The organism is Streptomyces fradiae (genome assembly GCF_041270065.1).
Classification (GTDB): Bacteria; Actinomycetota; Actinomycetes; order Streptomycetales; family Streptomycetaceae; genus Streptomyces.
This window is the reverse complement of sequence record NZ_CP065958.1, coordinates 3505597-3530774: the sequence shown is the minus strand read 5'-3', so window position 1 is coordinate 3530774 and position 25178 is coordinate 3505597. Positions and strand designations below refer to the sequence as shown.

At 71.9% G+C, this 25178-nt stretch carries 24 protein-coding genes; 18 read left to right on the top strand and 6 right to left on the bottom strand.

All coding sequences use genetic code 11. The features are described from left to right. The first annotated feature begins 16 nt into the window (after positions 1-16). The 5 genes from JAO84_RS15905 (at position 17) to JAO84_RS15885 (ending at position 4590) form a co-directional block, all read left to right on the top strand. A complete protein-coding gene (locus tag JAO84_RS15905) occupies positions 17-2113 on the top strand; it encodes an FUSC family protein (protein ID WP_370413480.1) in 2097 nt (698 codons plus the stop codon). A 56-nt stretch (positions 2114-2169) separates the two neighbouring features. Continuing rightward, positions 2170-2712 carry a hypothetical protein gene (locus JAO84_RS15900; protein ID WP_370413479.1) on the top strand — a complete coding sequence of 181 codons (543 nt, stop codon included), beginning with the start codon at positions 2170-2172 and terminating at the stop codon, positions 2710-2712. A gap of 119 nt (positions 2713-2831) precedes the next feature. Beyond that, positions 2832-3395, top strand: coding sequence for a SigE family RNA polymerase sigma factor (locus JAO84_RS15895; protein WP_370413478.1), 564 nt, complete (start codon positions 2832-2834; stop codon positions 3393-3395). Further along, positions 3392-4189 carry a hypothetical protein gene (locus tag JAO84_RS15890; RefSeq protein WP_370413477.1) on the top strand — a complete coding sequence of 266 codons (798 nt, stop codon included), beginning with the start codon at positions 3392-3394 and terminating at the stop codon, positions 4187-4189. Before JAO84_RS15895 ends, JAO84_RS15890 begins: the two co-directional genes overlap by 4 nt. A 188-nt stretch (positions 4190-4377) precedes the next feature. Beyond that, positions 4378-4590: a DUF397 domain-containing protein gene (locus JAO84_RS15885; protein WP_265865394.1), complete on the top strand. Its 213-nt coding sequence runs from the start codon at positions 4378-4380 to the stop codon at positions 4588-4590. A gap of 69 nt (positions 4591-4659) precedes the next feature. On the opposite strand, the gene JAO84_RS15880 is transcribed toward JAO84_RS15885, so the two are convergent. Next, a complete protein-coding gene (locus JAO84_RS15880) occupies positions 4660-5175 on the bottom strand; it encodes an ATP-binding protein (RefSeq protein ID WP_265865302.1) in 516 nt (171 codons plus the stop codon). A gap of 326 nt (positions 5176-5501) precedes the next feature. On the opposite strand from JAO84_RS15880, the gene JAO84_RS15875 reads away from it, so the two are divergent. The 6 genes from JAO84_RS15875 (at position 5502) to JAO84_RS15850 (ending at position 11110) form a co-directional block, all read left to right on the top strand. Further along, a complete protein-coding gene (locus JAO84_RS15875) occupies positions 5502-6374 on the top strand; it encodes a helix-turn-helix domain-containing protein (RefSeq protein WP_370413476.1) in 873 nt (290 codons plus the stop codon). 94 nt (positions 6375-6468) lie between these two features. Next, entirely contained in the window at positions 6469-7953 is a 1485-nt protein-coding gene (locus JAO84_RS15870) for an aldehyde dehydrogenase family protein (protein ID WP_370413475.1), read from the top strand. Positions 7954-8065: 112 nt separating this feature from the next. After that, positions 8066-8605: a DinB family protein gene (locus JAO84_RS15865; protein WP_370413474.1), complete on the top strand. Its 540-nt coding sequence runs from the start codon at positions 8066-8068 to the stop codon at positions 8603-8605. 53 nt (positions 8606-8658) lie between these two features. Beyond that, positions 8659-9270: a PadR family transcriptional regulator gene (locus tag JAO84_RS15860; RefSeq protein WP_265865306.1), complete on the top strand. Its 612-nt coding sequence runs from the start codon at positions 8659-8661 to the stop codon at positions 9268-9270. Between the two features lie 98 nt (positions 9271-9368). Beyond that, on the top strand, positions 9369-10349 hold the full coding sequence (locus tag JAO84_RS15855) for an ATP-binding cassette domain-containing protein (RefSeq protein ID WP_370413473.1): 981 nt from the start codon (positions 9369-9371) through the stop codon (positions 10347-10349). Beyond that, entirely contained in the window at positions 10346-11110 is a 765-nt protein-coding gene (locus JAO84_RS15850) for an ABC transporter permease (protein WP_370413472.1), read from the top strand. Before JAO84_RS15855 ends, JAO84_RS15850 begins: the two co-directional genes overlap by 4 nt. Positions 11111-11134: 24 nt before the next feature. Here JAO84_RS15850 and JAO84_RS15845 read toward each other — a convergent pair whose 3' ends face one another. From JAO84_RS15845 to JAO84_RS15835, 3 genes are all read right to left on the bottom strand, one after another. Next, positions 11135-12556: a glutamate decarboxylase gene (locus JAO84_RS15845; RefSeq protein WP_370413471.1), complete on the bottom strand. Its 1422-nt coding sequence runs from the start codon at positions 12554-12556 to the stop codon at positions 11135-11137. Positions 12557-12614: 58 nt separating this feature from the next. Continuing rightward, positions 12615-13910: an ion channel protein gene (locus tag JAO84_RS15840; protein ID WP_370413470.1), complete on the bottom strand. Its 1296-nt coding sequence runs from the start codon at positions 13908-13910 to the stop codon at positions 12615-12617. 85 nt (positions 13911-13995) lie between these two features. Further along, positions 13996-14364 (bottom strand): YbjQ family protein, encoded by a 369-nt coding sequence (locus tag JAO84_RS15835; RefSeq protein WP_265865311.1) that lies wholly within the window; start codon positions 14362-14364, stop codon positions 13996-13998. A 162-nt stretch (positions 14365-14526) separates the two neighbouring features. Here JAO84_RS15835 and JAO84_RS15830 point away from each other — a divergent pair, with 162 nt between their 5' ends. Then, positions 14527-15240: a DedA family protein gene (locus JAO84_RS15830; protein ID WP_370413469.1), complete on the top strand. Its 714-nt coding sequence runs from the start codon at positions 14527-14529 to the stop codon at positions 15238-15240. A 51-nt stretch (positions 15241-15291) separates the two neighbouring features. On the opposite strand, the gene JAO84_RS15825 is transcribed toward JAO84_RS15830, so the two are convergent. Both JAO84_RS15825 and JAO84_RS15820 read right to left on the bottom strand, forming a co-directional pair. Next, positions 15292-16986, bottom strand: a complete 1695-nt coding sequence (locus JAO84_RS15825; RefSeq protein WP_370413468.1) for a threonine/serine exporter ThrE family protein — start codon at positions 16984-16986, stop codon at positions 15292-15294. A 121-nt stretch (positions 16987-17107) separates the two neighbouring features. Then, on the bottom strand, positions 17108-17599 hold the full coding sequence (locus JAO84_RS15820) for an inorganic diphosphatase (protein WP_265865314.1): 492 nt from the start codon (positions 17597-17599) through the stop codon (positions 17108-17110). A 105-nt stretch (positions 17600-17704) separates the two neighbouring features. Here JAO84_RS15820 and dacB point away from each other — a divergent pair, with 105 nt between their 5' ends. From dacB to folE, 6 genes are all read left to right on the top strand, one after another. Next, the gene (gene dacB, locus JAO84_RS15815) at positions 17705-19210 is read left to right on the top strand and encodes a D-alanyl-D-alanine carboxypeptidase/D-alanyl-D-alanine-endopeptidase (protein WP_370413467.1); all 1506 of its coding nucleotides are present in this window, start codon (positions 17705-17707) and stop codon (positions 19208-19210) included. 73 nt (positions 19211-19283) lie between these two features. After that, positions 19284-20423, top strand: a complete 1140-nt coding sequence (locus JAO84_RS15810; RefSeq protein WP_265865316.1) for a zinc-dependent metalloprotease — start codon at positions 19284-19286, stop codon at positions 20421-20423. A 197-nt stretch (positions 20424-20620) separates the two neighbouring features. After that, the gene (gene tilS, locus JAO84_RS15805; RefSeq protein ID WP_370413466.1) at positions 20621-21640 is read left to right on the top strand and encodes a tRNA lysidine(34) synthetase TilS; all 1020 of its coding nucleotides are present in this window, start codon (positions 20621-20623) and stop codon (positions 21638-21640) included. A gap of 50 nt (positions 21641-21690) precedes the next feature. Continuing rightward, positions 21691-22230, top strand: a complete 540-nt coding sequence (gene hpt / locus JAO84_RS15800; RefSeq protein WP_265865395.1) for a hypoxanthine phosphoribosyltransferase — start codon at positions 21691-21693, stop codon at positions 22228-22230. A gap of 175 nt (positions 22231-22405) precedes the next feature. After that, on the top strand, positions 22406-24430 hold the full coding sequence (gene ftsH / locus JAO84_RS15795; protein WP_370413465.1) for an ATP-dependent zinc metalloprotease FtsH: 2025 nt from the start codon (positions 22406-22408) through the stop codon (positions 24428-24430). 114 nt (positions 24431-24544) lie between these two features. Then, entirely contained in the window at positions 24545-25150 is a 606-nt protein-coding gene (gene folE, locus JAO84_RS15790) for a GTP cyclohydrolase I FolE (RefSeq protein WP_370413464.1), read from the top strand. The last annotated feature ends 28 nt before the right edge of the window (positions 25151-25178 follow it).

The window sequence follows — 25178 nt, the reverse complement described above, 5'->3', positions numbered from 1 at the left end:
CGGCTACGCTCACCCCATGAGCTGGCTCCGGGCGCTGAAGGAGACCGCGCGGTCGGGGTTCTCCGTCGAGCGGCGGCGGTTGGAGCCTGCCGTGGCGGGGCGGGGGGCGCTCGGCCTCGCGCTGGTGGTTGGGGTGTCGCTCGCGCTCTTCGGGCCGGTGGTGGCGGCGTCGTCGGCGTTCGGGGCGTTCCAGGCGGCGATCGCGACGTTCCAGCGGTCGTACCGGCCGCGGCCCACCCTCGCGCTGGCGTCGGGGGCGAGCCTCGCCGTGTCGACGTTCCTCGGATATCTGACCGGCGCCCGTCTCGTCCTCTTCCTCGCGCTGCTCGCGCTGTGGACGTTCGTCGCCGGGCTCTCCTGGGCCGCCGGCCCGACCGTCGGCATCATCGCGTCGTCCAACGTGGCGATCATGCTGGTCACGGTCACCCTCCCCACCTCCGTGGCCACCGCCGCCGGCCACGCCGCGGTGATCGCGGTCGGCGGACTCGTCCAGGCCGCGCTGATCGTGCTGATGCCGGTGCGCCGCTGGGGCGCCCAGCGCGACGCGCTCGCGGACGCGCTCGCCGCAGAGGCGGACTACGCGCGTCGGCTGCGGCACGACCCGACCGCGTCTTTCGACCCCGTACCGCTCATGACAGCCCGCAGCGCCGCCGCCGTCACCCCGCGCCAGGCCCGCCGCCGGCCCGCCGAACTGCACGGCGCGCGCGGGCTCGCCGAGCGGATCCGGCCGGTGCTCGCCTCGCTCGCGGACCCGGCCGTCGGCGCGTCCGCCGAGGGGCCGGAACGGGACCGGGTGCGCGAGCTGCTCGGCGCGGCGGGGGACACCCTGGACGCCTGCGCGCACGCCATCCGGCACGGCGAACCGGTCGACCCGCCCGCCCACGCGGACGCCGCCCTGCACACCCCGGACACCCTCGCGATCCTCAAGGGCGCGCCCCGCCGCGCGGCCATCCGGCTCGCCGCGCTCCTCGACGACGTCGTCGAGACGGCGGAACCCCGCACCGAGACCGCGGCCTCCGCCCGCAGCCGCCCCACCCTCCTCCAGCTCCTCCCGGTCGCGCTCCGCGCGATGCGCGCCGAGCTGCGCCACGACTCGCCGATCCTGCGGCACGCGCTCCGTGTCACGGCCGTGGCCACCACCGGCTATCTGCTCGGCACCTGGCTCCCCTTCGGCCACGGCTACTGGGCGCCGATGGCCTCCGTGATGGTGATGCGCCCGGACTTCACCCAGACCTACGCCCGCTCCGTCGCCCGCCTCGGCGGCACCCTCGTCGGCGTGGCCCTGGCCACCGGCATCGTGCAGACCGCCCACCCCGGCACCTGGCTGCTCGCCGGCCTCGCCGTGCTGTGCGCCTTCGGGATGTACCTGCTGATGCGCACCGGCTACGCCGCCAGCCAGGTCTTCGTCGCCGCGTACGTCGTCTTCCTCCTCGGCATGGAGGGCGCGGGCGTCACCCAGACCGTCCGCGAACGCGTGCTCCTGACCCTCCTCGGCGGCCTGCTCGCGATGCTGTCGTACGCCGTCTACCCGGCCTGGGAGACGCCCCGGCTCCGCGGCCGGCTCGCCGACTGGCTGAAGGCGGACGGACGGTACGCGGCGACCGTCGTCGGCCACTTCGCCGACCCGGTCGGCCCGGCCTCCCCGGACGTGCGCGAGGCCCTGCTCGGCACCCGGGCCGCCCGGATCGCCTGGCAGGAGGGGGTGGAGCGGGCCACCCACGAGCCGGTACGGCACCGGGGCCTGTCGCGCGCGGCGGCGGCCGAGGCCGAGGACGCGCTCGCCCAGTTCGGGCGGGTCGCGATGCTCCTTGAGGCCCACCTCCCGGAACGCGGCGCCCCGCCGGTACCGGAGGCCGCGGCCCTCGCGGAGGCCCTGCGCACGGCGACGGAACGCGGCGCCAAGGCCGTACGGGACCGCAAGGCGCCGCCCCTGGCCGAGCTGCGCGAGACGATCGAGGCATGGGAACGGGCCGACGCCCCCGACCACTTCCTGCTGCGCAAGGGCGCGCTGCTGCTCCTCGCCGCGCTCGAAGAGCTGTCGGCGGCGCTTGGCGGGGGCGGCGCGGATTCGTCCCGGCCGCGTGTCATCCAGAAGTCGCCATCCGGGAGTTGAAGGAGGTGAGGAGCCACTCCGAGGAGCCACCCCTCACCGACTTCAGGAGCCCGAAGATGAGTACGCGTACGAGTACGAGCACGGCAGGCCGGCTGCTGGCGGCGGCCGTGCTGGCGGCCGCCGTGGCCGCGCCCGCCACCGCCGTGGCCGCCCCGGCCCCCGCCGCCGCGTCCCTGGCGGCGCCGAAGCACACCTCCCCCGTCCGGGTCGTCGCCTCCGGCGAACGCGTCGACGCGGGCGGCGGGTTCACGATCTGGCTGACCCCCGAGGGCAAGCACTGGCTGAGCCCGGACGGCACCGAGAACTTCCGCAGCGTCGTGGACGGCAACGTCGACACCTCCCGGCCGGGCGTCAGCCACCAGTCCGAGGGCGACCCCACGGCGACCTTCCACTCCGGCCTGTTCTACGGAACCAAGCGCGCCGGACAGGTCGTCCTCACCGACGCGGACGGCCGCAAGACCTCCGCGACCCTCCTCGAACTGCCGGGCCGCCCCGGCTGGGGCGTCTGGTACGCGCACCGGGCGGGCTCGGCCGAGGGTGTCGGCGTGGCGCTGTACGACCGCAACGGGCGTCTGCTGGCGGAGCTTCCGCCATTCTGACGACCGACCGGACGCACGCGCGGACGCACGAGCAGACGCTCACCGAGCGGTGCGCGGCAGGGCCCGGCACGGGGCGGGCCCTGCCCACCGCACCACCGACGAGCGTGAGGTCCTCCACCGTGTCGCACGAGTCGTCGTACGAGCCGTCGCCCGAACCACGGGACTTACCGGGCCAGGACGACGCCGGCTTCACCGCGTTCGCGGTCGCCGCGTGGCCCCGCCTGGTGCGCACCGCGCAGCTGCTCACCGGCGACTTCCACGAGGCCGAGGACCTGGTGCAGACGACCCTCGCCAAGGTGTACGGGCGCTGGCGCCGGGTGCCGCGCGAGGAGATGGACCTGTACGTGCGGCGGGCGCTCGTCAACAACAACCTCAGCCGCCTCCGCCGCAAACGCGTGGTCCACCTGCTGACCCCGGTCCTCCCGGAGCCGCTGCGGCACGCGGTCGCGGGCCACGCGGAGGCGGTCGAGCAGCGCACCGCGCTCCTCGCGGCCCTCGCCGACCTGCCGCCCCGGCAGCGGGCGGTGATGGTGCTGCGCTACTGGGAGGACCTGAGCGAACCGGAGATCGCCGCCGTGCTCCACTGCTCGATCGGCACGGTCAAGACCCACGCCCGCCGCGGCCTTGCCGCCCTCCGCTCCCACCCCGGCCTGGCCCTACCCTCCACCGGAGCTCCCCGATGACCCCCGAGACCGCCGGCGAACCGGACGACGACCCCGACCTCGACCCCGACCTGCGGGCCGCCTTCGCCGCGGCCGCGTGCGACATCACGCCCGGGCCGGTGCCGCTCGCGGAGGTACGGCGCCGGGGGCTGGTCCTGCGGCGGCGGGCGGTCGCCCTGGCCGCGTTCGCGGTGCTCGCGGTGTCCGGCGCCGCCGCCGTGGCGGGGCTCGCGCTGCCCACGGGACCCGAGGTCGCCGCGGCCCCGCCCGTCACCGCCGCCGTCACCACTCCCGTACCCGCCGTACCCCTCCCGCCCGCGATACGCGTGGTGCGGCCGGGGGAGCGGGTGGCCGCGGGCAAGGGGTGGACGGTGTGGCTGACCGCCGAGGGCAAGCACTGGTCGGGGCCGGACGGGTACGCCAACACCCGCAGCGTGACGGACGGCAACATCGCGCTCTCGGAGCCGGGGGTCTCGTACCAGCGGGAGGGCGGCCGGGAGGGGGTCTTCCACTCGGGCCTCTACTACGGGACCCGCTCGGCGGGCCGGGTCGAGCTGCGGGACCCGGACGACGGCACGACGGTCCTCGCGACGCTCCTGGAGCTCCCGGGCCGCCCCGGCTGGGGCGTCTGGTACGCGTACACCGCACCCGCGGCGCGCGATCTGCGGGATCCGCGCGAGGTGACCGACCCGCGGCGTGACCAGGAGGGCCTCGCCGACGTCCTTCTCTACGACCGGGCGGGCCGCCGCCTGGCGGAGCTTCCCGGCATTCCCTCCCGTACCGCAGGTGCCTCACGTACCGTCAGTGAGCCGTGACGTGCGGGCCGTTGACCTGCTACCCGCGGGTAGCACGCTGAGTCGCGTAGTCACTACGCCACCCCTCGTGCACGTGCATCTGCTCATGCAGGCGCATATGAACACGGCTATGATCCGAGGAAGTTGACACCTGCACCAATCATCTCGGGGAGCTACCAGTGCATCACGCGCACCACGCGTACAACGGCATGGCGGCCACGGAGCTTCGTGGTGTCGTGTGGCAGAAGAGCCGGCACAGCAACTCCCAGGGATCCTGCGTGGAGTTCGCCAAGCTGCCCGGCGGCGATGTCGCGGTGCGCAATTCCCGGCACCCCGACGGACCCGCGCTCGTCTACACGCCCGCCGAGATCGAGGCACTGCTCGCGGGCGTCAAGGACGGGGAGTTCGACCACCTGGTGTAGGAGTGTCCGCGGACGAGGAAGGGCCCCGGTGGCGACCGCCACCGGGGCCCTCCCCTCATGTCACGGCTCTCACTCCGGACCCAGCCGGAACAGCGCCCACACCACCTTGCCCTGCAGCGTGCCGGCCAGCGGGTGCCAGCCCCAGCCGTCGGCGAACGACTCCACCAGGAAAAGCCCGCGGCCCGACTCGGCGGCGAAGTCCTCCTCGCTGCTCCGGGCCTCCGGGCTCTCCCGGCTGGGGTCGCGCACGGCGCACACCAGGCGCGAGGCCCAGCGCATCAGGTGCAGGCGGACGGGCGGATTCAGGCCTTCCTCGGCGGCCGAGGTCATGGCCGGATCGGTCCCCGCCGGCACGGCGTGGCGCAGCGCGTTGGTGACGAGCTCGGAGACGACGAGGGCGACGTCGTCGAAACGGTCGGTGAGATCCCAGTTGTGGAGCGTCTGGCTGGTGAACTTCCGGGCGCCGCGCACCGCTTCGTAGCGGGGCGGAAGGGCGCAGGAGGCCGAGTTCGACACGGTCGCGGGATCGATCGGCGGAAGCCCCTGCCGTAACGGCTCGAGCATGGTCGATCCATTCGGTCCCATGCGAGGCACTCCCGGGAATCGCGGCGGTGGTGCGACAAAGGCGGTGCGACAACGGTGCGGCAGCACGCGTGAGTACGCGGCTGCGCGAGCACCATGGTTCCGGAGGCGACCAAGGGATGCAAGGGCAGATGCACGTGCACGCGCCGGACCTGTCCGTCCCCGTGCCGATTCTGTGCATAAGTCGTCCCCGGGCGCGGCCGAGGCTGCCCGGAACCCGCCCTCTATCCGTAATCGAATGTGTACGCGCTGAAGCGTTTAGTGGCAGAATCCGGGGCTCGACGGGGGCTCGACAGCGAGAGCAGCACCGTGAAGGGGAGGCTGGAGCCGTGACGGCAGGCGAATCGAGCGGGGCGAGCGGAAGTGTGGTGCGCCGCATACTGCTTGGCTCCCAGTTGAGGCGACTGCGCGAATCGCGTGGCATCACCCGGGAAGCCGCCGGTTACTCGATCCGGGCGTCCGAATCCAAGATCAGCCGTATGGAGTTGGGAAGGGTGAGCTTCAAGGCCAGGGACGTCGAGGATCTGCTCACGCTCTACGGGGTGTGCGACGACGCCGAGCGCGGCTCGCTGCTCGGCCTGGCCCGCGAGGCCAACGTGGCCGGCTGGTGGCACAGCTTCGGCGACGTGCTGCCCGGCTGGTTCCAGACGTACATCGGGCTCGAAGGCGCCGCCTCCCTCATCCGTATCTATGAAGTGCAGTTCGTCCACGGCCTGTTGCAGACCGAGGAGTACGCCCACGCCGTCGTCTCCCGCGGCATGCCGGGCGCCCCGTGCGCCGAGATCGACCGCCGGGTCGCGCTCCGCCTGGAGCGCCAGAAGGTGCTCGTCTCCGAGAACGCCCCGCATCTGCACGCCGTCCTCGACGAGGCCGCGCTGCGCCGCCCGTACGGCGACCGGTCCGTGATGCAGGGCCAGTTGAGGCATCTCATCGAGATCTCCGAACACCCGAACGTGACGCTCCAGGTGATGCCCTTCAGCTACGGCGGCCACGCGGGCGAGAGCGGCGCCTTCACCATGCTCAGCTTCCCCGAGTCCGACCTGTCCGACGTCGTCTACCTGGAACAGCTGACCAGCGCCCTCTACCTCGACAAACGCGAGGAGGTCGGGCAGTACGGCCGGGTCATGGAGCGGCTCCAGAAGGACAGCCCCGATCCCGCCGAAAGCCGTGATCTTCTCCGAGGACTCCTTCAACTCGGCTGATACGTCAGTACGATGACGGGACATCAGTGAGACGGTTGTGACTCTGCAGCCGTCCGTGCCGAAGTCCGCCACCGCGGGTTAGGGGTCTCGTTCCATGGCGTCTGCTCAGTCCTCGGACCACTCGGACTACTTCACCGAACTGGCGCACCAGTACATCGACGGCGAGTGGAAGCCCGGCAGCGGATCCTGGGACATCATCGACTTCAATCCGTTCACCGGGGAGAAGCTCGCCGCGATCACCGTCGCGACCGCCGCCGAGGTCGACAACGCCTACCGCGCCGCCGAGCGCGCCCAGGCCGAGTGGGCCGAGACCAACCCGTACACCCGCCGGCTCGTCTTCGAGCGGGCGCTGCGGATCGTCGAGGAGCGCGAGGAGGAGATCGCCGAGGCGATCGTCGCCGAGCTCGGCGGCACCCGCCTCAAGGCGGGCTTCGAGCTGCACCTGGCCAAGGAGTTCCTGCGCGAGGCGATCCAGGTCGCGCTCCGCCCCGAGGGCAGCATCCTGCCCTCGCCGGTGGACGGCAAGGAGAACCGCGTCTACCGCCTCCCGGTCGGCGTCATCGGCGTCATCTCGCCCTTCAACTTCCCCTTCCTCCTCTCCATCAAGTCCGTCGCGCCCGCCCTCGCGCTCGGCAACGCGGTGGTCCTCAAGCCGCACCAGAACACCCCGATCTGCGGCGGCACCCTGGTCGCCAAGGTCCTGGAGGAGGCGGGCCTGCCGGCCGGTCTGCTCAACGTGGTCGTCACCGACATCGCCGAGATCGGCGACGCGCTGCTCACCCACCCGGTGCCGAAGGTCATCTCCTTCACCGGCTCCGACCGCACCGGGCAGCACGTGGCCACCGTCTGCGCCCAGCACTTCAAGCACGCGGTGCTCGAACTCGGCGGCAACAGCGCCCTGATCGTCCTCGACGACGCCGACGTCGACTACGCGGTCGACGCGGCCGTCTTCAGCCGCTTCGTGCACCAGGGCCAGGTCTGCATGGCCGCCAACCGCATCCTGGTGGACCGCACCCTGGAGGCGGAGTTCACCGAGAAGTTCGTCGCCAAGGTGAAGACCCTGCGGGTCGGCGACCCGGCCGACCCGGCCACCCACATCGGCCCGCTCATCAACGCCCAGCAGGCGGAGGCGGTGGCCTCGGTCGTCGAGCAGACCGTGGCGGGCGGCGCGACCGCGCTGCTGCGCGGCACGGTCGACGGCAGCCTGGTCTCCCCGACCGTCCTCACCGGCATCGCCGCCGACGCGCCGGTCCTCAGCCAGGAGATCTTCGGCCCGGTGGCCCTGGTCATCCCGTTCGACGGCGAGGACGAGGCCGTACGGATCGCCAACGACACCCCGTACGGCCTGAGCGGCGCCGTGCACACCGGAAACGTCGAGCGCGGCGTCCGGGTCGCCAAGCGCATCCACACCGGCATGATCCACATCAACGACGGCACCGTGCACGACGAGCCGATCGTCCCCTTCGGCGGCGAGAAGCAGTCGGGCATCGGCCGGCTCAACGGCGAGGCGATGGTCGAGGCCTTCACCACCCGGAAGTGGATCTCGATCCAGCACGGGCGCAGCCGGTTCCCGTTCTAGAACGCCTCACGCGGAGGAGGGATTTAGGACCGGATCTGTCCTCGATCCCTCCTAACGTGGTCCGTGTCGAGAAGGAAGGCCCGTACCTCGGGCACCACGGAAGGCGGCAGTCATGGTTGCTCTTGTCCCCGCGGAGGCGTACGGCGACGAGCGCGGCGCGTTCCTCAACTTCATCGAGGCCCAGCGCGCCGCGATCGTCCGGGCGTCGTTCGGCCTCACCGAGGAGCAGGCGGCGAGCCGCCCCAGCGCGAGCGAGCTCAGCCTCTCCGGCCTGATCAAACACACGGCGGAAGTCGAGCTGAACTGGCTGCGGCTCGCACAGCGGCGCCCGAACGAGAAGCAGCGCACCCAGGAGACCTGGGGTGAGGCCTTCCGGCTCGTCGACGGGGAGGCGATCCCGGAGATCGTCGCCTTCTGGCGGGGCGTGGCGAAGGAGACCGAGGAGTTCGTCCGGACCGTGCCCAGCCTGGACGAGGAGTTCCCGCTGCCGCCCGCGCCGTGGTTCCCGAAGGACGGCCGGGTCTCGGTCCGCTGGATGCTGCTCCACCTGATCCAGGAGATCGGCCGGCACGCCGGCCACGCGGACATCATCCGCGAGTCGCTCGACGGCAAGGGCTCCTTCGAGCTGATCGAGCTGGAGAGCAAGGTGTAGCCGAAGACACGGAGGACCTACCCTGGTCAAAATTGACCAGGGAGGTCCGTGGGATGTCGGCGATCCGCCTTCTCGTTCTGGGCGCGGTCAAGCAGCACGGCCGCGCCCACGGCTATCAGGTGCGCAACGACCTGGAGTACTGGGGCGCGCACGAGTGGTCCAACGCCAAGCCCGGCTCGATCTACCACGCGCTGAAGCAGATGGCGAAGCAGGGACTGCTCGTCGCCGACGAGATCGCGCCGAGCACGGCCGGCGGGCCGCCGAGGGTCGAGTACGAGATCACGGACGCGGGCCGCGAGGAGTTCCTGCGGCTCCTCCGCGAGGCGCTGTCCACGTACGACCAGCAGATGGACGTCCTGTCGGCGGCGGTCGGCTTCATCGTGGACCTGCCGCGCGCGGAGGCGGTCGAGCTGCTGCGGGCCAGGGTGCGCGGCCTGGACGAGTGGCGGGCCGCGGTGACGGACTACTACACGCCGGAGGGCGGACCGGGCCAGCTCGGGCACATCGGGGAGATCATGCACCTCTGGGTGCACTCGGCCGACTCGGGCCGGGAGTGGACCCTCGGTCTGATCGAGCGGATCGAGGGCGGGGCGTACGTGTTCGCGGGCGAGGGTGAGCCGTTCGTGGGCGTGCTCGCGGAGGGCCAGGAGAACCCCTTCGCGTAATTCCGCGTAATCAAGTTTGACTAGCCCCTCGCGGGGGCATATGGTTCTCCGCTGCGACAGTGGTCAAATTTGACTACGTACGTATCGGGAGGAAAGGGATGTCGGTGTCAGTGGGTGGCGACGCGATCCTCATGGAAGGCGTGCGGAAGCGGTTCGGAGACGACAAGCAGGCGCTCGACGGCCTCGACCTGACCGTCGCGCGCGGCACGGTGCACGGGCTGCTCGGGCCGAACGGCGCCGGGAAGACCACGACGGTACGGGTGCTCGCCACCCTGCTCCGGCACGACGAGGGCCTGGTGCGGGTGGCCGGCCACGACGTGCGACGCGCGGCCGCCGAGGTGCGGCGGCGGATCGGGCTGCTCGGCCAGCACGCGGCGCTCGACGAGGAGCTGTCCGGCCGGCAGAACCTGGAGATGTTCGGGCGCCTCTACCACCTGGGCGGGCGCGGCGCGGCGGCCCGCGCGGACGCGCTCCTGGAGCGGTTCGGGCTCGTGGACACCGGCCGCAGGCCCGTACGGCAGTACAGCGGCGGCATGCGGCGTCGGCTCGACCTGGCCGCCTCGCTCATCACGGAGCCGGAGGTGCTGTTCCTCGACGAGCCGACCACCGGCCTCGACCCGCGCGGGCGCGGCGAGGTGTGGGAGTCCGTGCGCTCCCTGGTCGGCGGTGGCACGACGGTGCTGCTCACCACGCAGTACCTGGAGGAGGCCGACCAGCTCGCCGACCGGATCTCGGTCGTCGACAGCGGCCGGGTGGTCGCGGACGGCACGCCCGACGAGCTGAAGGCCCGGGTCGGCCGGGACCGGATCGACGTGGTCGTACGGGACGGGGCACGGCTCGACGAGGCGCTGAAGGCGCTGCCGTTCGCGCCCGCCGGGGCGGACGTGGACCGCGACCGGCGGCGGATCAGCGCGCCCGTCGAGGACCGGATGGCCTCGCTCGCCCTGACCGTACGGGCCCTGGAGGAGGCGGGCATCGAGGCGGAGGACATCGCGCTGCGCCGCCCGACCCTGGACGAGGTGTTCCTGCACCTGACCGGCGGACGGTCGGCGGACGAGAGGACGGAGGTGGCCGCATGAGCGCGGCGTACGCGGTGAGCGACTGCCTGACCATGACCCGGCGGGAGCTGGCGCACTGGGCGCGGCAGCCGGTGCAGGTCGTGGTCGGCCTGGTCTTCCCGGTGATGATGCTGCTGATGTTCGGCTATCTGGTCGGCGGCGGCCGGGCGGTCGACGGCGACTACGTCGACTTCCTGGTGCCCGGCATGCTCACCCTGACCATGGTGTTCGGGCTCGAAGGCACGATGACGGCGGTCACCCAGGACCTCGACAAGGGCGTGATCGACCGCTTCCGCGCCATGCCGATGACCGACGGCGCGGTCCTCGTCGGCCGGGCGGCCGCCGACATGCTCCAGTCGACCGTGGGCCTGCTGCTGATGATCGGCGTCGGCTACGCGATCGGCTGGCGGGCGGAGGGCGGCTTCGGCGCCTTCCTGGGCGCCGTGGGGCTGCTGCTCCTGCTGCGCTTCGCGATGCTCTGGATCGGGATCTTCCTGGCCCTGGTCGCGGGCCGGGCCGAACTGGTGCAGGCCGTCCAGATCCTGGTCTGGCCGGTCGGCTTCCTCTCCAACGCCTTTGCCGCGCCGGAGTCGATGCCGGGCTGGCTGGGCGCCTTCGTGGAGTGGAACCCGATGTCGGCGACCGCGACGGCGGTCCGCGAACTGTTCGCCAACCCGGGCGGCGAGCCGGGCTGGGTGGGCGCCGCGGTGCTGTGGCCGGTGCTGCTCGTCGTGGTCTTCTTCCCGCTGGCGGTACGGAGGTTCGGCCGCCTGGGCAGGTAGCGCGCGGGCAGCACCGGCCCTCCCTCAGTGGTGGAAGGAGGTCGCGGCCTGCTTGTCGTCGGTGAACGGGTGCGGCTGGCGGCGCAGTTCGGGCAGCAGCCGCTCCAGGTCCTCGACGAGCAGGTTCGCGAGGTCCGTCGAGAAGCCGTTGCGGCAGACGATCCGCAGCACCGACAGGTCCTCGCGTTCGGCCGGGAAGGTGTAGGCGGGCACCAGCCAGCCGGCTTCGCGCAGCCGCCGCGAGACGTCGAAGACGTCGAAGGACGTGACGTCCGGCGCGGTGGTGAAGGCGAAGACGGGCAGCTGGTCGCCGCGGGTGAGGAGGCGGAAGTCGCCCAGGGCCTCGATGCGTTGGGCGAGGTCGGTGGCCACGTCCCGGCTGGTCTGCTGGACGGCCCGGTAGCCGGCCCGGCCGAGCCGCAGGAAGGTGTAGTACTGCGCGACCACCTGGGCGCCCGGGCGGGAGAAGTTGAGGGCGAAGGTCGGCATGTCGCCGCCCAGGTAGTTGACCCGGAAGACCAGCTCCTCGGGGAGTTCGGCGGGGGAGCGCCACAGCGCCCAGCCGACGCCCGGGTAGACCAGGCCGTACTTGTGGCCCGAGGTGTTGATGGAGGAGACCCGGGGGAGCCGGAAGTCCCACACCAGGTCCTCGTCGAGGAAGGGCGCGACCATGGCGCCGGAGGCGCCGTCCACGTGCACCGGCACGTCGATCCCGGTGCGCTCCTGGAGGTCGTCGAGCGCGGCACAGATCTCGGCGACCGGCTCGTAGGAGCCGTCGAAGGTGGAGCCGAGGACGGCGACCACGCCGATGGTGTTCTCGTCGCAGAGCTCGGCGGCGGTGGCCGCGTCCAGGTGGAAGCGGTCGCCCTGCATGGGCACCAGGCGGGCCTCGACCTCCCAGAAGTTGCAGAACTTCTCCCAGCAGACCTGCACGTTGACGCCCATCACCAGATTGGGCCGGGCGGCGGGGTAGCGGTCGGCGTTCTTCTTCGCCCAGCGGCGCTTGAGCGCCATGCCGGCCAGCATGCAGGCCTCGCTGGAGCCGGTGGTGGAGCAGCCGACGGCGGCGGAGGGGTCGGGGGCGTTCCACAGGTCGGCGAGCATGGCGACGCAGCGGCGCTCCAGTTCGGCGGTGCGCGGGTACTCGTCCTTGTCGATCATGTTCTTGTCGCGGCACTCGCCCATGAGCACCGCCGCCTGGGGTTCCATCCAGGTGGTGACGAAGGTGGCGAGGTTGAGCCGGGAGTTGCCGTCGAGCATCAGCTCGTCGTGGACCAGCTGGTAGGCGCTCATCGGCGCCAGCGGCCCGTCCGGCAGCTTGTGCCGCGGTGGCGCCTCGGTCATGCCGCCGACCGGGTCGGCGGCGCCGTAGAACGGGTTGAGGGAGAGGCGGCGTACGGGTGCGGCGTCGGACGGGCGGTCGTCGGGTCCCTTGTGCAGCGGCACGGCGGGTTCCTTCCTGTACGTACGGGGGCAGGGGCGGGCGGGGGCTGGCGGGGGCGGCTCAGTGCAGTGAGTCGCCGTGCTCGTCGAGTTCGAGCTCGGGGCGGCCGGTGACGACCAGCCAGGCGGGCAGGGAGGCGAGGACGAGGAGCGGGATCATCGCCGGCGAGGCGGCGATGACGGCGGCGATGAAGAGGCTCACCCACCCCTGGTGGGTGGTCGCGAGCACCATGCCGAGGACGGCGGCCGAGACGGCGACCGCCGGATGGATCTCCGTCACGAGCGCCTGCGCGCACAGGCCGAACGCGGCGCCGATGAACACGATCGGGAACACCCGGCCGCCGATGAAGCCGCAGGACGCGGCCACGAGCAGGGCGACCAGCTTCACCACGGCCATCTTGGCGAGCTCGCCCGAACCGTAGGTCCCGAGGGACTGGACGAGTTCCTTGGTCTCCGTGAGCCCCTTGAACAGCGTCAGCCGCCCGCCGAGGGCACCGAGCAGACCCAGGATCAGCCCGCCCAGCGGCAGCATCAGCATGGGGTGCTTCAGCCGGTGGAAGGCCCGGTGGGCGTACGGGAAGGCGTAGCAGGCGAGCAGTCCGAAGAGCGCGGCGAGGGTGGCGATGACCAGGGCGGCGAGGAGGTCTTCGTAGCCGGGGTTCGTGAGCGGCGGCAGGCCCATGTCGAAGCTGGGGTGGTCGACCAGCTGGGTGGTCATCGCCCCGGCGCCGGCCGCCACCAGCGGGGCGAACAGCTTGTCCCACAGCCCGCCCCCGGCGAGCCCGGGCGCCGCCTTCGACGCCAGGGCCTCCGAGATCACGAGCGCGGCCGCCACCGGGGTGCCGAAGAGCGCGCCGAACGTGGCGGCGGTGGCGAGCGACACCCACAGCGCGCCCGGCAGCGCCGGCAGGACCATCCGGCCGAGCCAGAAGGTCAGCGCGATGGCGGAGACGATCGTCGGGTTCTCCGGGCCGAGGCTGACGCCGCCGGCAAGCGTGAGCGTGCTGGCGAGCAGCAGACCGGGCACCACCCCGGGCTTGATCGGCGCCCCGCCGAGCCCGACCTCGGCCGGGTCGGCGCCGGCGTGCCCGTACACCTTCCAGACGACGAGGCCGACCGCGATGCCGCTCGCGGTCAGCATCACGATGATCCACAGCGAGGAGTACGAGCCGATGCCGAGTGCGTCCGGAAGGGTGTCCCAGACCAGGTCCTGGAGCCTGTCGGCGAGCTTGCTGATCCCCAGATACAGCAGCGCCGAGCCGATCCCGACCACCAGCGCGGGCACGGACAGCGGCAGCAGGACCTTCCGGACGATCTCCGGACCGGCGGGCGGCGGGGTGGGTGCTTGGGTGACCACGGGCCCACCATAAGTGGGCAAATGCCCTCATACATCCCGAGATTCGGGACCTGCCGTCACGGGACCGCCGGTACGGGCCCGCACCTCAGGGGATCGGCGCGATCACCACGGCGGTGCCGTACGCGCACACCTCCGTGCCGACGTCGGCGGCCTCCGTCACGTCGAAGCGGAACATCAGGACCGCGTTCGCGCCGCGTGCCCGCGCCTGCTCCACCAGCCGTTCCATGGCCTGGTTGCGGGTCTCCACGAGGGTCTTCGTCAGCCCCCGCAGCTCCCCGCCGACCAGCGACTTCAGGCCCGCGCCGATCTGGCTGCCGATGTGCCGCGAGCGGACGGTCAGCCCGAAGACCTCGCCGATCACCTGCTGGACCTGGTGGCCGGGGACGTCGTTCGTCGTCACCACCAGCACGTCCGACTGGGCGGTCTGGCCGCCGCCGTACTCGTCGATGCCCATGCGCATCCACCTCCTGGGCCACAGCCTGCTGCCGGCCGGGCCCGCCCGCATCCGGAACGGGGCCGCCTGGAACCCGGGGCGTTCGCCGTGCGTTGGTACCTTGGGGCAGCTGTCCCGTACGACACCTCCCATGCCCCCACCGACCGCAGGAGCCCGGAACCCGTGAACACGCTTGCCCTCGGACCGAGCTGGCTGGACCCGGACCACCTGATCGCGACCTTCGGTCTGATCGGTGTCCTCGTCATCGTCTTCGCCGAGTCCGGACTCCTCATCGGCTTCTTCCTGCCCGGTGACTCGCTGCTGTTCACCACCGGCCTGCTGGTCACCACCGGCAAGCTGGACACCCCGCTGTGGCTGGTGTGCGCCCTGGTGGTCGCCGCGGCCGTCATCGGCGACCAGGTGGGCTATCTCTTCGGCCGCAAGGTCGGCCCCGCGCTCTTCAAGCGCCCGGACTCCAAGCTCTTCAAGCAGGAGAACGTCGAGAAGGCGCACGAGTTCTTCGAGAAGCACGGCCCGAAGTCGCTGATCCTGGCCCGCTTCGTGCCGATCGTGCGGACCTTCACGCCGATCATCGCCGGCGTCAGCCGCATGAACTACCGCTCCTTCATCACCTTCAACGTCATCGGCGGCCTTCTGTGGGGCGCCGGCGTGACGCTGCTCGGCTCCGCGCTCGGCAAGGTCGACTTCGTGCACAAGCACATCGAGCTGATCCTCGTCGGGATCGTGCTGATCTCCGTGATCCCGGTCGTCATCGAGATCCTGCGGGCCCGCGCCCAGTCCAAGAAGAACCCGGCCCCCGGCCCCGACACCGACCACGACGCCCCCGGCACCCCGAACCCCCCGACGGCCGAGCGCGGCCGCCACGCCAAGCGGTAGGGGAGAACCGGACGACAGGCCCCTCGGGTCGCAGGCGGCCCGTCGCGCTCGCTAGAAGCCTCTCGTACGCTTCGCCGCGCGGCGGGCCGCCGCCGTGCGCGGGGCCTGCATGAAGAGGCGGGCCAGCTCGCCGCCGAGGTTCACGCCGATCGCGATCGCCAGGGCCAGGGCCGCCGCCTTGGCCAGGGACGCGAAGCCCGTGTCCAGGTTGTGCTGGGCGATCGCGAGGACACCGAAGTAGGTCGCGGAACCCGGCAGCAGCGGGCCGATCGCCGCCGTCACGTACGGCAGCGACGAGGTGTGGTGGTAGCGGGCGATCAGCTGCCCGAAGAGGCCCACCAGGCCGGCCGCGACCGCCGTCGCCATCACCGCCGAGCCGCCCGCCGTCACCGCGATCGACGCGTAGATCACCCACGCCACCCCGCCGTTCAGCGTCGCGAACAGCACCGTCGCCCGCGACTGCTGCAGCAGGATCGCGAAGGTCGCGCACAGCACCATCGACGCCGCGATCTGCACCGCCGGCCGCTCGACCGCCTTCAGCGCCCCCTCCGGGTTGAGCTCGGCGCCGAACTGCACCGCCAGGTACAGCACCGAAAGCACGCCCACCACGATCGCCACGAAGAAGTAGCCGACCTCAAGGAGCCGGGCCGAGGCCGTGATGTAGAAGCCGGTCAGACCGTCCTGCACGGCCGCCACCAGGGCCCGCCCCGGGATCAGCGCGAACAGCCCACCGGTGATCACCGCCGAGGGCCGCAGATCCGCGTGGAGCAGCGTCAGCGCCACCCCCATCGCGGCCGGCGGCATCGCCGCCACCAGGAACTGGTAGAACTCCGGCAGCCCGCGCCCCGCGCACAGCCACGCCAGCCGGTCGCCCAGCATCGCGCCGAGCGCCGCCACGAAGAACACCGTCGCCCCGCCGCCGAGCAGCACCGAGGCCGCGCCCGCCAGCACCCCGGCCGCCGCGGTGAGCACCCAGCCGGGGTACGGGTGCCGGTTGCGGCGGATCTCCGCGAGCCGCCGGTACGCCTCCTCCGGCGACACGTCGTGCGCCGGGTCGTTGATGTCGGCGAGCAGCACGTACACCGCCGCGAGCCGCGTGTAGTCGGTGCCCCGGCGCCGTACCGTACGGTTCGCCGTCACCGGATCGTCCACCAGCGACGGCTGGTACGTGATCGACAGCAGCGTGAACGTCACCGTCGGCTCGCAGCGGTCCAGACCGTACGACCGGCAGATCGCGAACATCGCCGCCTCGACGTCCTCCGCGCCCTCCCCGCCCGCCAGCAGCAGCTCGCCGATGCGCAGGGTCAGGTCGAGCACGCGCGGCACCGGCGGCCCCGCCTCGTCCTCCTTGCGCGCCGCCTCCGGCACCGGCCGCTCGCCGACCGGCAGCCGCAGCATCGTGCGCATCCGGTCCTGCCAGGGCGCGTCCTGCGACAGCCTGACCATCGGTATGCCGTACGCGGGCGTGAACGCCGGCGCGGCCTGCTGCGCCGAGTAGCCCGAGGGCGGGGCGAAGGCGGAACCTTCCTTCTCCGGCGACGGCTCCGCCGCGAGACCTTCCGCGAGCCCCTCCGGCAGCGCGAACTCCGAGGTCGGATGCTCCTCCTCCGGCGGCTCCGGCGGCTCCACCCCGGCCGGCGGCACGAAAGCGCTGCGCGCCTCGTCGGACGCGGGCTTCCGGTCCTCCGGCTCCTCGTCCGGAGCGCCCGGCGCGTCCGGCTTCGCCACCACTCTGTCCGCCCTCATTCCGGCCTGGTACCCACGCGACCGGACCCCATACGGCCCGGTTGAAGCCCAGTATGAACGCGCGAAGGGCGGCGCACCTCAGCAGGTGCACCGCCCTCGCACAAGATCGGATCAAGCCGGCTCAGTGGCCGCCCTGCTCCTCGAAGCGCTTGTACGACTTCTCGACCTCGGCCTCGGCCTCGGCGCGGCCGACCCAGTCGGCGCCCTCGACGGACTTGCCCGGCTCCAGGTCCTTGTAGACCTCGAAGAAGTGCTGGATCTCCAGGCGGTCGAACTCCGGCACGTGGTGGATGTCGCGCAGGTGCTCCATGCGCGGGTCCGTCGCCGGGACGCACAGCAGCTTGTCGTCGCCGCCGGCCTCGTCCGTCATGCGGAACATGCCGATGGCGCGGCACTTGATGAGGCAGCCCGGGAACGTGGGCTCGTCGAGGATGACGAGCGCGTCCAGCGGGTCGCCGTCCTCGCCGAGGGTGTTCTCGACGTAGCCGTAGTCCGTCGGGTAGGCGGTCGAGGTGAAGAGGCGGCGGTCCAGGCGGATCCGACCGGTCTCGTGGTCGACCTCGTACTTGTTCCGCGACCCCTTGGGGATCTCGATGAGAACGTCGAACTCCACGGGTGGATCTCCTCCTGAATCAACACATGTCAATGCTCGCGACGACGCGCGATGGTTAAGTGTCTCTCACGCACGCTCTTGATCGCGAAAGGGGCTGGTCATCACATGCCGGAGGCGAGAACCTGGCAGCTCGTGGCGGGCTCCGCCGTGCTCGGTCTGGCCCTGGCCGCCGGAGCGGTCACCGCCGCCGGCCCGTGGGACTCCGGTCAGCGTAAGGCCGAGCGCGCCAGGGCGGCCCTCGCGGACGCCCGAGGTGGCGCACATCACGCCGGCCGCGCCGCCGGTCCGCCGCCCGCCGCCCCCCGCCGCCCGGCCCCCGCCCCCAGCGCCGCCGGCGTGCTGCGCGCCCTCGGCGCCCCGGACGGACCGGCCGCCGCCGGCCGCACCGGATCCACCCGGACGGGCGACGACCTCGCCCCCGTCCTCGTACCGCTGCTCGGCGACCCCGGCCTCGGCACCCTGCGCACCGCCTCCGTCGTCGACGCCAGTACCGGAAAGCAGCTGTACGGCGAGGGCGCCACCACCCCGATGACCCCCGCCTCCACCGTCAAGATCGCCACCACCGCCGCCGCCCTGTCCGCGCTCGGCCCCGACCACCGCATCGCCACCACCACCGTGGCCGCCCCCGACGGGCGCACCGTCACCCTCGTCGGCGGCGGCGACCCCACCCTCGACCGGACCCGCCTGAAGGCCCTCGCCGACGCCACCGCCCGCGCCCTCAAGGCCCGCGCCGGCACCGCGCCCGCCGTCCGCGTCACGTACGACACCAGCCTCTACAAGGGCCCGCTGCTCCACCCGATCGGCCCCAACGACAACCTCGCCCCCGTCACCGCCCTGATGACCGACGAGGGCCGCACCGGCGGCCCCGCCACCGGCCCCGCCCCGCGCACCGCCGACCCCGCCGGAGACACCGCCACCGCCTTCGCCGGACTGCTCCGCCAGGCCGGCGTACGGATCGAGGGCGACCCCGCACCCGGCCGCGCCGCCACCGGGCCGAAGGCCGCCCAGCTGGCCCGTACCGACTCCGCGCCCCTCGCCGACCTCGTCGAACGCACCCTCACCAGCAGCGACAACGACCTCGCCGAGGCCCTCGCCCGGCAGACCGCGCTCGCCCGCAAGCAGCCCGCCAGCTTCGCCGGCGCCGGAAAGGCCGTCCACGACGAGCTGGCGAAGCTGGGGCTTCCGCTCGCCGGCGCCCGGTTCGCCGACGGCAGCGGACTCGACCGGAACGACCGGGTCTCCGCCGCCCTTCTCACCGGCCTCCTCACCCGCGCGGCCGACCCCGCCCGGCCCGCCCTGCGCCCCGTCCTCACCGGACTGCCCGTCAGCGGCTTCACCGGCACCCTCGCCGGCCGCTTCGGCACCGGCCCCGCCGCCTCCGGCGCCGGCCTGGTCCGCGCCAAGACCGGCACCCTCACCGGCGTCAACACCCTCGCCGGCACCGTCGTCACCCCCGACGGGCGCCTCCTCGCCTTCGCCTTCCTGGCCGGCCGCACCGACTCCGCTGCCGCCGCCCAGACCGCCCTCGACCGCCTCTCCGCCGCCCTCGCCCAGACCGGCGCCGGGACAGGCCTCGGGACAGGCGCCGAGACCGGTGTCGCGACACGCTGACCCGGCCCCCTGACCCCGGCGAATACTCGCCCGAACCCTCACCGAACGGGCGCCGAGAACGTACGGTTGACGCATGACGAGCATCGGTGGTGCAGGCACATCGGGGATGGTCGACTGGAATCTCGCCGTCACGACGGCGACCCGACTGGTGCGCCCGGGCCCGGAGGTCACCCGCGAAGAGGCCCGCGAGGTCGTCGCCGAACTCCGCCGGCACGCCCGCGCCGCCGAGGACCACGTCCGCGGCTACACCCGGATGATCCCCGAGGGCCACACCCCCGACGACACCCCCGTCCTCGTCGTCGACCGGGCCGGCTGGATCAAGGCCAACGTCGCCGGCTTCCGCGAACTGCTCTCCCCGCTCCTCGACAAGATGAAGGAACGCCGCTCCACCACCCCCGGCGGCACCGTCCTCAGCGCCGTCGGAGGCAAGGTCACCGGCGTCGAGCTCGGCATGCTGCTGTCCTTCCTCGCCTCCCGGATCCTCGGCCAGTACGAGACCTTCGCCCCCGCCACCCGCGAACTCCCCGCCGGCACCGACGGCGGCGGCCGCCTCCTGCTCGTCGCGCCCAACATCGTCCACGTCGAGCGCGAGCTGGACGTCAGCCCCCACGACTTCCGGCTCTGGGTCTGCCTCCACGAGGAGACCCACCGCACCCAGTTCACCGGCGTCCCCTGGCTCCGCGACCACCTCCAGGGCGAGATCCAGTCATTCCTCGCCGCCACCGACGTCGACCCCTCCACCGTCGTCGAACGCCTCCGCGAAGCCGCCCAGGCCCTCGCCGGCGGCCGCCCCGAAGGCGAACAGGGCGAACCCTCCCCCTCCCTCGTCGAACTCGTCCAGACCCCCGAACAGCGTGAGATCCTCGGCCGCCTCACCGCCGTCATGTCCCTCCTCGAAGGCCACGCCGACTACGTCATGGACGGCGTCGGCCCCGACGTCGTGCCCTCCGTCACCGAGATCCGCGAGAAGTTCCAGCAGCGCCGCGCCCGCGGCGCCTCCCGCCTCGACCTCGCCCTGCGCAAGCTCCTCGGCCTCGACGCCAAACTGCGCCAGTACCGCGACGGCGAACGCTTCGTCCGCGCCGTCGTCGACCAGGTCGGCATGGACGGCTTCAACCGCGTCTGGACCTCGCCCAACACCCTGCCCACCAAGACCGAGATCGCCCGCCCCGCCGACTGGGTGGCGAGGGTGCACCGTAAGGCAGACTCGTGAGACGGATGCGTCGGATGGCGGAACAGCGCCCCACCCATCACCCGTCCGAGGGACCCTAGACGGCGGGTGAGGCGTGCAATGCTCGGCTGACGGCCAGGTTCTGTCACCATCGACGCACTCTGAGTGACCGAACCCCCCTTTCCGACCGTTAAGACTCCGACCGAGGCACCCCACACTCTCCACGAAGGGCACCGGACATGGGTCCCCATCCTGCGGTCGCGGCGATACGCCTGGCGGTCCGCCGCGTACTCCACGACGTCCTCACCGAGCACTCCGCACAGCACTCCTCCCCGCCTGGTGGCGCGCACCCGCTCGTGCTCGTCGCCTGCTCCGGCGGCGCCGACTCCATGGCACTCGCCTCCGCGCTCGCCTTCGAAGCACGCAAACTCCCCCTCCGCGCCGGCGGCGTCACCGTCGACCATGGCCTCCAGCACGGCTCCACCCAGCGCGCCCGCGAGGTCGCCGACCGCATGACCGCCCTCGGCCTCGACCCCGTCGACGCCGTCACCGTCACCGTCGGCCGCGACGGCGGACCCGAAGCCGCCGCCCGCGACGCCCGCTACGCCGCCCTCGACGCCGCCGTCGAACGCCACGGCGCCACCGCCGTCCTGCTCGGCCACACCCGCGACGACCAGGCCGAAACCGTCCTCCTCGGCCTCGCCCGCGGCTCCGGCATCCGCTCCCTCTCCGGCATGGCCGCCGTCTCCGGCACCGCGGGCCGCTACCGCCGCCCCTTCCTGGAACTCGACCGGCAGACCGTCCGCAAGGCCTGCATCGCCCAGGAACTCGCCGTCTGGGACGACCCCCACAACGCCGACCCCGCCTACACCCGCTCCCGGCTCCGCCACGAAGGCCTCCCCGCCCTCGAGAAGGCCCTCGGCAAGGGCGTCGTCGAAGCCCTCGCCCGGACGGCCCAGCTCTCCCGCGACGACGCCGACGCCCTCGACTCCTGGGCCGCCGACGCCGAGACCTCCGTACGCGACGAGACCGGCCGCCTCGAGTGCGCCAAACTCTTCGGACTGCCCCCCGCCGTCCGCCGCCGCGTGCTGCGCCGCGCCGTCATCGCGAGCGGCGCCCCCGCCGGCTCCCTCTTCGCCCGCCACATCGAGGAAGTCGACCGGCTGATCACCGGATGGCGCGGCCAGGGCGCCATCAACCTGCCCGGCCGCGTCGAGGCGCTGCGGCAGGGTGGCAGACTTGTCATCCGGCAAGGCTGACCGCAAAGTCGCAAGCTGCAACGAAAGTGACCCGGGTGAACGAGAAGGACATGGGCGCCGACCTCCAGTCGGTCCTCATCACCAAGGAAGAGATCGACGCGAAGCTCGCCGAGCTGGCCGCGAAGATCGACGCGGAGTACGCGGGCAAGGACCTGCTCATCGTCGGCGTGCTCAAGGGCGCCGTGATGGTGATGGCGGACCTGGCACGCGCCCTGTCCACCCCCGTCACCATGGACTGGATGGCCGTCTCCTCCTACGGAGCCGGCACCCAGTCCTCCGGCGTGGTCCGGATCCTCAAGGACCTCGACACCGACATCAAGGGCCGCCACGTCCTGATCGTCGAGGACATCATCGACTCGGGCCTGACCCTGTCCTGGCTCCTGTCCAACCTCGGCTCCCGCGAGCCGGCCTCCCTGGAGGTCTGCACCCTCCTGCGCAAGCCGGACGCCGCCAAGGTCGCCATCGACGTCAAGTGGATCGGCTTCGACATCCCCAACGAGTTCGTCGTCGGCTACGGCCTCGACTACGCCGAGAAGTACCGCAATCTCCCCTTCGTCGGCACCCTCGCCCCGCACGTCTACGGCGGCTGAGGACCCCACCGCTCCAGGGGAACCCGCGCCGTCTTCCCTCCGTTGAAGCAAGGGAAGACGGCCGCGGGCACCAATGCTGGGGTACCGTCCGAAGAACAGCTTTTTCACACCGCAGCTACTCAGCAGCATTCACCTACGGGCAGGAGGGACGGGGCGGCAAGTGCGCCCCGTATGGATGGACGTGAAGCGATACTTCCGTGGGCCGGTCATGTGGATCGTGCTGGCCGTCCTCGCCGTGGTCGTGCTGATGCAGGTCGTCGGCTCGTCCGAGGGCTACAAGACGGTGGACACCGGCAAGGTCGTCCAGGCGATCGACAAGAACCAGGTCAAATCCGCAAAGATCACCACCGGTGACGAGCAGATCGTCAAGATCGAACTCGTCGACGGCCAGAAGATCGACAAGAGCGGCAAGGTCCAGGCCAACTACATCGGCACCCAGGGCGCCGACCTGGCCGACAAGCTGCAGGAGAAGTTCGAGGCCGGACAGATCGAGGGCGGCTACACCGTCTCCCCGACGAAGCAGTCCCCCTTCGTCTCGGTCCTCCTCTCCCTGCTCCCCTTCGTCCTCATCGTGGTCGTCTTCCTCTTCCTGATGAACCAGATGCAGGGCGGCGGCTCCCGCGTCATGAACTTCGGGAAGTCCAAGGCCAAGCTCATCACCAAGGACACCCCCAAGACGACCTTCGCCGACGTGGCGGGCTCGGACGAGGCGGTCGAGGAACTCCACGAGATCAAGGAATTCCTCCAGGAGCCGGCCAAGTTCCAGGCCGTCGGCGCCAAGATCCCCAAGGGCGTGCTGCTGTACGGCCCGCCCGGAACCGGCAAGACCCTCCTCGCCCGCGCCGTCGCCGGCGAGGCCGGAGTGCCGTTCTACTCGATCTCCGGCTCCGACTTCGTCGAGATGTTCGTCGGCGTCGGCGCCAGCCGCGTCCGCGACCTCTTCGAGCAGGCCAAGGCCAACGCCCCGGCCATCGTCTTCGTCGACGAGATCGACGCGGTCGGCCGCCACCGCGGCGCCGGCCTCGGCGGCGGCCACGACGAGCGCGAGCAGACCCTCAACCAGCTGCTCGTCGAGATGGACGGCTTCGACGTCAAGGGCGGCGTCATCCTGATCGCCGCCACCAACCGGCCCGACATCCTCGACCCCGCCCTCCTGCGCCCGGGCCGCTTCGACCGGCAGATCGCCGTCGACCGCCCCGACATGCAGGGCCGCCTGGAGATCCTCAAGGTCCACCAGAAGGGCAAGCCGGTCGCCCCGGACGTCGACCTCGGCGCCGTCGCCCGCCGCACCCCCGGCTTCACCGGTGCCGACCTCTCCAACGTCCTCAACGAGGCGGCGCTCCTCACCGCCCGCTCGGACAAGAAGCTGATCGACAACCCGGCGCTCGACGAGGCCATCGACCGCGTGGTCGCCGGCCCGCAGAAGCGGACCCGGATCATGTCGGACAAGGAGAAGAAGATCACCGCGTACCACGAGGGCGGCCACGCCCTCGTCGCGGCGGCCTCGCCGAACTCCGACCCGGTCCACAAGATCACCATCCTGTCCCGCGGCCGGGCCCTGGGCTACACCATGGTCCTCCCCGACGAGGACAAGTACTCGACCACCCGCAACGAGATGCTCGACCAGCTCGCCTACATGCTGGGCGGGCGCGCCGCCGAGGAACTGGTCTTCCACGACCCGACCACCGGCGCCGCGAACGACATCGAGAAGGCCACCGCCACGGCCCGCGCGATGGTCACCCAGTACGGCATGACCGAGCGGCTCGGCGCCATCAAGTTCGGCGGCGACAACACCGAGCCCTTCCTCGGCCGTGAGATGGCGCACCAGCGCGACTACTCGGAAGAGGTCGCCGCGCTGGTCGACGAAGAGGTCAAGAAGCTCATCGAGACCGCGCACAACGAGGCGTGGGAGATCCTGGTCGAGAACCGCGACGTCCTCGACAACCTGGTCCTGGCGCTCCTGGAGAAGGAGACCCTGGGCAAGGAGGAGATCGCCGAGATCTTCGCCCCCATCGTCAAGCGCCCGGCCCGCCCGGCCTGGACGGGCTCCGCCCGCCGCACCCCCTCCACCCGCCCCCCGGTCCTCTCCCCGAAGGAGCTGGCCCTGACCAACAGCGCCAACGGCTCCTCGTCGGCGACGACCCCGGTCGACACCACCAAGTCGATCGACCTCTCCCCGGAGGACACCCCGGAGCCGTAGGCCCCGGACGGGCCTGGAAGGCCCCGGAATGGAAGCCGCGCCCTCGCAGGTTCTAGCCTGTGGGGGCGCGGCTTATTTCGCGCCATGTCAGAGGACAGACGGAACGAGGCACAGATGACCGACCCGGTGACGCTGGACGGCGAGGGCCCGATCGGCGAGTTCGACGAGAAGCGCGCCGAGAACGCCGTGCGGGAGCTGCTGATCGCGGTCGGCGAGGACCCGGACCGCGAGGGACTGCGGGAGACGCCGGCGCGCGTGGCGCGGGCGTACAAGGAGATATTCGCGGGTCTGTGGCAGGAGCCGCAGGACGTGCTGACCACCACGTTCGACCTCGGTCACGACGAGATGGTGCTGGTCAAGGACATCGAGGTGTACTCGACCTGTGAGCACCATCTCGTACCGTTCAGGGGCGTCGCCCACGTGGGCTACATCCCGTCGACCACGGGGAAGATCACCGGTCTGTCGAAGCTGGCCCGGCTGGTGGACGTGTACGCCCGTCGCCCGCAGGTGCAGGAACGTCTCACTACGCAGGTGGCGGACTCCCTGATGGAGATCCTGGAGCCGCGTGGCGTGATCGTGGTGTTCGAGTGCGAGCACATGTGCATGTCGATGCGGGGCATCCGCAAGCCGGGCGCCAAGACCATCACCTCGGCGGTCCGCGGTCAGCTGCGCGACCCGGCGACCCGTGCCGAGGCGATGAGCCTGATCATGGCGCGCTGAGCCGCCGCGAAAGACGCGCCCGCGGTCT